The organism is Kitasatospora sp. NPDC056327, assembly GCF_042261735.1.
GTDB lineage: Bacteria > Actinomycetota > Actinomycetes > Streptomycetales > Streptomycetaceae > Kitasatospora.
The window spans coordinates 1-7,227 of record NZ_JBHJRC010000371.1 but is presented as its reverse complement, the minus strand read 5'-3'; the positions used below and the strand labels follow the sequence as shown (position 1 = coordinate 7,227).

Below are 7,227 nucleotides of genomic sequence, written 5' to 3'. Positions count from 1 at the left end.
GGCCCGGACCCGTGGCGCACCCTCGCCCGCGCGTACCCCCGTCCGGAGGACCGGAGCGCCGGGCGCCGACCGGAGGTGACAGTGAACGCTCAGCCGACCGCCGACGTGGTCGACCGGATCAGGGACATTCCCCTCTACCGCGACTCGATCGAGCGCGGGCATTTCCCGATTCTGGAGAAACCGGAGATCGCCCGCGGATTTCCGGACAACTGGATGACGCCGGGCCTGGCCGCGGCGCTGGAGGCGGGCGAAGCGGAGTTCGTGCTCTCGACGGGCACCAACCACGCGCGCATGCAGATCATCCGGCCGCCCTATTTCCTCCTGAACTCCTACTACCGGCTCTGGAGCGAACACCCGGACATCGCGGACACCTGGTCGGAGGGCTGCCGACGGGTCTCGCTCACCACCGTCCTCGCCACCGAGCACGTCGCCCGCGTCAACTCCCGCAAACGGGGCGAGGAGCCGGCCGGGGGAGCGGCCGCCGAGCCGCCCGCGCGCGACCGCTGGCTCGACGCGCGCACCTTCTACCTCAACCTGGGCCTCGACCCCGACCACTGGCAGCGCGCCGACGTCGAACGCATGATCGCCGAGATCCGCGACGCCGCCCGCGCCCACCCGCGGGGCCGCTACCACCTCGACTGTTCCTCGTCCCACCTCGCCCACCTGGTGCGCAAGGCCGTCGCCTGGGGCCTGTGGGCGGACTTCCCGCGGCCGGCCAGCATCGTCCACGCCTACGAGTACACCCCGGCGAACGTGGCCCGGTACCTGCGCGAGCACTTCGACTGCCCGATCGTGGACCTGTTCGGCAGCACCGAGCTGGGCTACCTCTACTACAGCGACCGCGACGGCCGCTACCTGCCCCACCTCGACCAGATGAGCGTCGAACTCGTCCCCGTCGCCCCGGGCAGCACCATCCACAGCCTCATCGTCACCAGTGTGCGCAACCCCTACATGCCGCTGGTCCGGTACCGCTCGGGCGACTGCGTGCGCACCGAGGACGGCAGCACCGACCCCGAGCGCATCGTCCGCTTCTGCGGCCGGGAGAAGGAACTGCTCCCCACACCCGGCGGCCCGGTCTCCCAGGGCGACCTCGACGACTTCGTCAGCGTCGTCACGCCCCGGGTCTTCCTGCACCGGTTGTACGTCGGGGGTCCCACCGACGAGGCCGTGCTGCGCTGCACCACCTTCGACGGCGCACCCCTGGACGCGGCCGAGACGGACGCGCTGGCCGCCAACGTCCGCCAGCTCGTCGGACGACCCTGCCGCGTCGAGCACCACGCGCACCTGCCGATCGGCGCCTCGGGCAAGTACGCCTGGCTCGCCACGACCCCGCCCCCGGACGCCGGCGGCACCCACGGAGACGCCCGATGACCGTCGAGTCCCAGCCCGGGCTCCGGCCCGATCCGCGGCCCCGGCCGCCCGTGCCGGCCGAGGCCCTCAAGGAGCTGCTCGGAGAGGACCTGCACGCCGAGGTGGTCGCCCACACGGCCACCCGCACCGGCGTCCCCACCGTCGACGCCGAACGCCAGGTCACCGAGTGCCTGCGCTACCTCTACCTCGTCTCCCGCCACCGGGAGGAGCTGGCGGGGCTCTTCCTGCCGGTCGAGCAGCACATCGACGAGATCTGGCACTACCTCATCCTGCAGACCCGCGAGTACCGCGCCCTGTGCGAGGAGCGCCTGCCCGGCCGCTTCTTCGTCCACCACCGCGGCATCCCCTACGAGTCCTACCAGGAGGAGCCCGGCCGCGAACAGGCCGCCGAGGAGGCGCTGCGCTGGATCCCGCTCTACTGCCGCGAGTTCGGCCCCTTCGACGAGGGCGCCCTCGCCCACTGGACCATCGTCCGCTACCTCCACGAACAGATGGACATGTCGCTGGAGGAGATCTCGGCGCTGAGCCCGTCGGCGTCGAGCCCGCCGGCGTCCGCATGACCCTCACCCCGCCGGCCACCGCCGCGCCCCCGCACCCTCCCGAGAGCCCCGAGCAGCGCCGGACCCTGGCCGTCCTGGTCGCCTCCCAGCTGATCAGCGGCGCCGGACTCACCGCGGGCATCGTCGTCGGCGCGCTGCTGGCGGAGCAGATGCTCGGCTCCACCGGCCTCGCCGGCATCCCCACCGCCCTGTTCACCGGCGGGTCGATGCTCGGGGCCCTGGGCATCGGCCGGCTCTGCCAGTACCGCGGACGCCGCCCCGGCCTCGGCCTCGGCTACGCCGTCGGCGCCCTGGGCAGCCTCGGCGTGGTCGCCGCGGTGGCGGCCGACCAGGTCGCCCTGCTGCTGCCCTCGCTGCTGGTCTACGGCGCGGGCACCGCCACCAACCTGCTCGCCCGCTACGCCGGCGCCGACCTCGCCTCCCCGCACCGGCGGGCCCGGGCACTGAGCCGGGTGCTGCTCGCCGCGACCCTCGGTGCGGTCGCCGGTCCCAACCTCGTGTCGCTCACCGGTGACGTCGCCGAGGCCTGGGGCATCCCCCCGCTGGCCGGACCCTTCCTGCTCGCCGCCCTCGGCTACGCGGCGGCGGCCGTCATCCTGACCGCCCTGCTGCGCCCCGACCCGCTCCACCTGGCCCGCGCCCGGATCGCCGCGCCCGCCGGACCGGAGGCGACGGACGCACCGGGTGCACCGGGTGCGCCGGCTGCTCCGAAGACGCCCGGCCCCGGCCCCGGCGCGGGCGCGGACGGCAGCGGTGACGGGGGCGAAGGGAGAGGGAGCGGGCCGCGCTTCGCCACCGGCCTGTGGATCATGCTGCTCGGCCAGTTCCCCAAGGTCGCCCTGATGACCATGACCCCCGTCCACCTGGCCGCCAACGGCCACGGCACCGGCACCATCGGCCTCGTCGTCTCCCTCCACATCGCGGCGATGTTCCTGCCCTCCCCGCTGACCGGCCTCCTGGTCGACCGTCTGGGGGCGCTCCCCGTCGCCGCCGCCTCCGGGATCACCCTCTGTGGTGCCGCCCTCCTGGCCGCCGCGGCCCCGGGCGACTCCGTCGTGCTCCTGGCCACGGCCCTCACCCTGGCCGGTGTCGCCTGGAACCTCGGCCTGGTCAGCGGGACGGCCGTCATCACCGCCGCACTGCCCCCGGCCCGCAGCGCCTCCACCCAGGGCCTGGCCGACGTCGGCCTCGCCGTCGCGGGCAGCACCGGCGGCCTGCTCTCCGGACTGGCCGTCACGGCCGGCGGCTACGAGACCCTGGCCGTCGCGTGCGCGGTGGTCGCCCTCCTCGTCACCCCGCTGGCGCTGCGCGCGGCGCGCGCCCGGGTCCGGCCGGCCTGAGCCCTCCGCCGCGGCGGAGGGGCCGGGCCGCCCGGATCCGGGCGGACGGCCGCCCCTTGTTGCCCGCCATGGACGGGACAACAATGGCAGCCCATGAGAACACCCGACCCGATGCCCCAAGAGGCCCGCAGTGCGGCCGAGTTCGTCGAGTTCCTGCGACTGCTGAAGGAGCAGGCGGGCCTGACCTACCGTCAACTGGAGGCGAACGCCGAGCGGCACGGGGACGTGCTGGCGCGGAGCACCGCGGCGGACATGCTGCGCCGGGACTCGCTGCCGCGCCCGGAGACGGTCGTCGCCTTCGTGCGCGCCTGCGGGCGGGGCGGGGCCGCCGGCGACTGGCTGGACGCCAGGAACCGGCTGGCCGCCGCCGAACCGCCCCCGCCGCCCGTCCCGGTCGGGGGGACGGCGCCGCCCGAACCCGAGCCCGAACCCGCGCCGGAGCCCGCGTCCTCGACGCTAGGTGTCCGGAGCGGCCGGCGCGTCCTCGCCGTCTCCGCCGTCGCGGTCGTGCTGCTGGCGGCCGTGGGCGCCTGGGCACTGCGGCCCGACGGCCGGGACGACCGGCCGGAGGCGGCGCCCGACACCGCGATCACCGCACCCCTCACCTCCCCGGCCCCCGCCGGTCCCGCTCCCGCGCCGGGCCGCGCCCGGATCCGGCCGGCCGCCGCCCCGCAGCTGTGCGTCACCGACGGCCACGACCGCCAGGGCCGCTACCGCAGCCAGGTCGCCGTCCAGCGCGACTGCGCCGGGGCCACTCCGCCGGACACCTCACTGGTGCCCGTGGGCGGCACCGGCTCCTTCTACATCCGCTGGAGCCATCCCGAGCACGGCGACGGCTGTCTCACGGCGCTCGGCGCCGGCCACGTGGTCGAGGGCCTGTTCGAGCCCTGGCCCCTGGAGAGCTGTTCGACGGACCGGACCAGCCAGCACTTCCGCTTCGAACCCCGCGGCCGGGCCGGCGGGGACGGCTACCGCATCCGCGTGGTCCACAACGGCCTGTGCCTCGGCGTCAACGACGCCGACGCCCGTTCCGCCGGCGCCGAGATCGCCCAGCAGCGCTGCACCGACGCCCCCGGCCAGGCCTTCCTGGTGGACCCGGTCGGCTGACGGCCCCGCCCGTCGCCCGCTGCGGGAACGGGCGACGGGCCCGGATTCGATGGTGCTCGAAGGGCTTTGCCGGGCCGGAACGGGCGCGACGAGACTGAGCCCGTCGGCCGGTCGAACCGCGGCCGGCCCAGTGACCAGCGAAGCCTCACAGAGGAGTTCCCATGAGCCGTTCGTCCGGTTTCCGTCCGCGTGCCACCGTCGTGGCCCTCGTCGCCTCGGCCTGTCTCCTCGGCGGTGCGGCCACCGCCCAGGCCGCCCCGGTCGCCGGGACCGGCGCCGCCTCGGCCAGTGCGACCGAGATGGCGAAGTTCATGGGCAGCGGCACCGGCGGCTCGATGGGTTCCGCCATCGAGAGCGCGGCGAACGTGGCCTACGCGTACGCCCAGGCGGCCGGCTGGCAGCGGAGCCAGTGCTACCTCCTCGGCTCCGACGTCAGGTCGAACGGCAACGGCTGGTTCACGGCGGTCGCGCAGGTCTTCTGCCAGCGCTGAACCGCGTCCGATCCCCTCAGGAACGACACAAGGAGAACGTCATGACGTCCAAGCTCGTCCGCGGCGGTGCCGCCCTCGTCCTCGCCGGCTTCGCCGTGCTCGTGCCGACCGCCGCGCACGCCGCCACCACCGCGGCCGGCGGCGCCGCGGTCGTCCAGGAGACCCAGCGGTTCACGGGCTCCGCCTACGAGAACAGCCCCAAGGAGGCGAAGCGCGAGGCCGAGAAGGACGCCCGCCGGCAGGCACTGCTCACCGGGTTCCTCAACGAGCAGTGCGTGCTGCTCTACGCCGACTCCTACCGGCTCGCGCCCGGCTACTACGGGGCCAACGCCGCCATCAGCTGTACCCGCTGACCCGCCGTCCGTCCCCCGTCCGCCGTGACCCGCTCCCCCCGGCCCCGGCCCCGGGGCGCGGCCGTCCGCCGCCGACTGAGTACGGGTACTCATGCGCCGCCGCCGGGGCCCGGCCACGATGGTGCCTCCAGTTCGTACCGGACCGAGGGGTGGCAGATGAAGCGAACGAGGGCGCTCGCGGTGGCGGGACTGCTCGCCGTGTGCGTGGCGGCGGGTGCGGGGCCGGCCGCCGCGGCCGACGAGGAACTCCTCCCGCACCCCGGCCCGGACGGTCTGGTCTGGGTGCCGGTGTGGACCGGCCCCGGCGGCGTCGCCTCCGCCGGGGCCTGGGGCACCCTGCCGACCGTCGTCACGGTGGCCTGCGCGGGCGGCGGCACCGCCGATGTCACCCTCCACTCGGCGGCCGGGCTCGCGGCGGCCTTCACCGTGGACTGCCCGGTCGGGGCCACGGGCACGGGATCGGCGGCCGTCGCCCCGGGCGTGGTCGAGGGCGCGTTCGACGTCGGGGTCCGGACCTCCTCCGGGACGATCCGCTGGGGTCTGACGGTCGTACAACCGGAGTAACGGGCGTAATCCCCGGTGGGCCGGCCCACCGGGGATCACGGCGGGGCGGTGGCGCGCCCACGTTCGGGTCAATGCGCGGGCGATCCGTACCCCTCCTGGTCTCGTGGATCGGTGAAAGCCTGAACCGACCGTCCCGGAGGTCCCGTTGCCGCTCTCCAGCTCCTCCCGTCGCGCGCTCGCCTCGGCCGTCGCGTCCGCCGCCACCGTCTGCGTGCTCGCCGCCCCCGCCGCCTACTCCCGGGGGTCCGACCCCGGTCCGTCGGCGCACCGGGCGGGCGCCACGACCATCGTCGAGAACCGCCTGCCCTTCACCACCCGTTTCCAGGGCGACTTCCACGGCTCGGTCACGCACATCGGCAACGCCCTGATGACCTGTGACGAGACCAAGCCCCCCGTCGACCCGGCCCAGCCGCCCTGCGAGCAGGCCCGCACCGGCGCCGGCAGCCGCCCGATCAACAACAACTACCAGATGAAGTACGTCAACATCGACCCCGGCAGCATCGGCCCGCTCGGCGACGCGATCTACTCCGCCAGCTCCGCCGACCTCGCCCTGCCGCCCGGTGCCACCGTCAAGTACGCCCGCCTCTACTGGGGCGGAACCCGCGGCATCGACGACGTGGTGCTGCCCGAGAGCCAGATCGACGAGATCTACCTCAAGTTCCCCGGCCAGTCGCAGTACACCAACATCGCCAACCAGCAGCCCTCCATCGGCTACATCACCACCGACGAGGAGAGCAGCTACCAGGCCTCCGCGGACATCACCGACCTCGTCAGGCAGCACGGCACCGGCACGTACACCGCCGCCAACATGGACTCCGTCGTCAAGCCCCACAGCTGGGGCGGCTGGACCGTGGTCGTCGCGTACGAGGACGTCTGCGCCCCGCTGCGGCACGTCCACGTCTGGGACGGCTTCCAGCCCGAACTGCCGCAGAGCCCCGCGCTGTCGGGCACCCTCTCCGGCATCCGCACCCCGGCCACCGGCCCGGTCACCGGCCACCTCGGCTGGGTCGTCTACGACGGCGACCACAAGTGGACCGGCGACACCATGGACATCAAGTCCACCAACGGACCGCTCACCCGGTTCACCGACGCCGACCACCCGGCCGACGACGCCTTCAACTCGACGGTGGGCGCGCCCGGTTCGATCGGGAACTTCCCGCGCAACCCGGCCCCGCGCAACAACTTCGGCCACGACAACAACCGCTGGAACGTCTCCCAGTACCTGCGCAACGGCGACACCGACGTGACCGTCACCGTCAACACCCAGGGCGACGGCTACAACCTCGGTGTCTTCTACGCCGACATCGACCTCGACACCAACGCCCTCAAGCGCAGCTCGCGGATCACCTCCAGCTGGGGCACCGCCAAGTGAGCCGCCCGCCCCGGTAGGCCACCGGACCCGCCCCGCGGCGGACGGACCCGGACGCGCACCCCACGGTGC

General features: G+C 74.4%; 8 protein-coding genes. All 8 read left to right on the top strand.

Annotation, left to right across the window (positions count from 1 at the left end; all coding sequences use genetic code 11):
* Nucleotides 1-81: 81 nt before the first annotated feature.
* Nucleotides 82-1,371, top strand: coding sequence for a hypothetical protein (locus tag ACFCX4_RS33010; RefSeq protein ID WP_376150586.1), 1,290 nt, complete (start codon nucleotides 82-84; stop codon nucleotides 1,369-1,371).
* Complete coding sequence (locus ACFCX4_RS33005) at nucleotides 1,368-1,931, top strand: hypothetical protein (RefSeq protein ID WP_376150584.1); 564 nt, start codon at nucleotides 1,368-1,370, stop codon at nucleotides 1,929-1,931. Before ACFCX4_RS33010 ends, ACFCX4_RS33005 begins: the two co-directional genes overlap by 4 nt.
* Entirely contained in the window at nucleotides 1,928-3,271 is a 1,344-nt protein-coding gene (locus ACFCX4_RS33000; RefSeq protein ID WP_376150582.1) for an MFS transporter, read from the top strand. Before ACFCX4_RS33005 ends, ACFCX4_RS33000 begins: the two co-directional genes overlap by 4 nt.
* 93 nt (nucleotides 3,272-3,364) lie before the next feature.
* On the top strand, nucleotides 3,365-4,378 hold the full coding sequence (locus tag ACFCX4_RS32995; RefSeq protein WP_376150580.1) for an RICIN domain-containing protein: 1,014 nt from the start codon (nucleotides 3,365-3,367) through the stop codon (nucleotides 4,376-4,378).
* A gap of 161 nt (nucleotides 4,379-4,539) precedes the next feature.
* Entirely contained in the window at nucleotides 4,540-4,869 is a 330-nt protein-coding gene (locus ACFCX4_RS32990; RefSeq protein WP_376150578.1) for a hypothetical protein, read from the top strand.
* Between the two features lie 41 nt (nucleotides 4,870-4,910).
* A complete protein-coding gene (locus tag ACFCX4_RS32985; RefSeq protein WP_376150576.1) occupies nucleotides 4,911-5,222 on the top strand; it encodes a hypothetical protein in 312 nt (103 codons plus the stop codon).
* Nucleotides 5,223-5,378: 156 nt separating this feature from the next.
* Nucleotides 5,379-5,786 carry a hypothetical protein gene (locus tag ACFCX4_RS32980; protein WP_376150574.1) on the top strand — a complete coding sequence of 136 codons (408 nt, stop codon included), beginning with the start codon at nucleotides 5,379-5,381 and terminating at the stop codon, nucleotides 5,784-5,786.
* Nucleotides 5,787-5,931: 145 nt separating this feature from the next.
* Nucleotides 5,932-7,158 carry a hypothetical protein gene (locus tag ACFCX4_RS32975; protein WP_376150572.1) on the top strand — a complete coding sequence of 409 codons (1,227 nt, stop codon included), beginning with the start codon at nucleotides 5,932-5,934 and terminating at the stop codon, nucleotides 7,156-7,158.
* The last annotated feature ends 69 nt before the right edge of the window (nucleotides 7,159-7,227 follow it).